The sequence below is a fragment of the Flavobacterium sp. genome (genome assembly GCF_027531905.1).
Lineage (GTDB): Bacteria > Bacteroidota > Bacteroidia > Flavobacteriales > Flavobacteriaceae > Flavobacterium.
The window spans coordinates 1-1,257 of sequence record NZ_JAPZSU010000066.1 but is presented as its reverse complement, the minus strand read 5'-3'; the positions used below and the strand labels follow the sequence as shown (position 1 = coordinate 1,257).

The 1,257-nt window shown below is 32.5% G+C and carries 1 protein-coding gene; it reads right to left on the bottom strand.

Annotated elements, in window-relative coordinates; translation table 11 throughout:
• Positions 1 to 418 precede the first annotated feature (418 nt).
• Complete coding sequence (locus tag O9307_RS14055; protein WP_298300450.1) at positions 419 to 1,030, bottom strand: hypothetical protein; 612 nt, start codon at positions 1,028 to 1,030, stop codon at positions 419 to 421.
• Positions 1,031 to 1,257: the final 227 nt, after the last annotated feature.

The following is a 1,257-nucleotide window of genomic DNA, read 5'->3' as shown; positions in this document are numbered from 1 at the left end:
TGTCCAGGGACTAGCTAAGGCTGGTGAAGTTTGGATCACTGATAGAATTTATTCTAATCTTAATGTTAGCAAGCTTCTCAAAGAAAAAAAAATAGCTACTGAAATGAGCAAGGCAACTCTTAAAGGTGTCGGTGAGGAAGCTATTGTTTACAAATTAACAGCTCTTGTCCAATAATTCCTTTATGTTTTGCAATCCTAATTGATAGTAAGAAGTATTAAAAAACTTTAGAGTTAGTCATTTTTTTATTGAATAATTTTGATTAATATGATTCGTTCAAACCTTCAAAAAGTCATTTTTTAGTTTACTACTTGCTTGAAACCCGAATTTCAACTCGTTTTATGAGGGTCAAAAAGTCAATTTTAGGGTTTTTGTAGTATCGCCAATAATCCCTCAACTGATGAAAATTGGGGGCTTTTTTTATTTATCCCAAACACAGCGAATGCTTGCAGCTGAGTCTGCTTGTAATTGGGGTTTCATTTTGTACTTAGCGGGTAGAGTGGTTATACTCAAATGCAAACCATTTTTTTTATTAGATGTCCAATATTTAGGCCATCTACTATCCTTTGAAATTGTTTCGTCATTCTCAAAAGCCTCCAAAAATTCTTTCACAGTTGGCAATCTTCCATTTAAATTCTTACAGTAGTTTTCAGCAATTATTCCATCTGTTACACACAATGTCTCTCCGTGCAATTCGGAATAACCAGGTTCAATTGGACAATCTTCCCAGGATGATGCTTTGCCCACTTGCCAATATAGCTTACCAATTTTCTTGCGATCATGGTTCGTACCATTGGCAGGATCAGACGTTACATTTTGGTGAGAATCTATCATCGTTATTATTTCATCAAAATAAATATCCACATAACCATTAATATCCTTAACACTACTCATGATTCGATTGTGCTCATCTTTAAAGGTTTGTGTTCTTTTATCTTTTGGATCTATAATTTTAATAGCTTCGTAAATAATAGACATTCCAAGATTGAATAAAATTGGTTTTGTTCTATTATCTAACGTAGTATCTAGCATAGATTCTCGAAGACTAGTGTGTCCCTTTTTTATTTCCAGTAATGATACTTCAAAGTTTTTGTATTTTACTTCTTCACTGAAAATATTTATGGCGCTCCTGCAAAAATTACAGATATGCGAATCTTAGAAATAAAAAGTTAAAGAATTGTTCTTCTAAATTAGAAACTACTTTTCTAAAATTCAAAGCAGTTCCTCTAAGTAGCATTCTCATTTTTACTTTTAACATA

What these genes read in the sequence shown, in the direction of transcription:
- O9307_RS14055 (WP_298300450.1), bottom strand. Translation starts at nt 1,030, where the DNA reads ATGCTAGATACTACGTTAGATAATAGAACAAAACCAATTTTATTCAAT.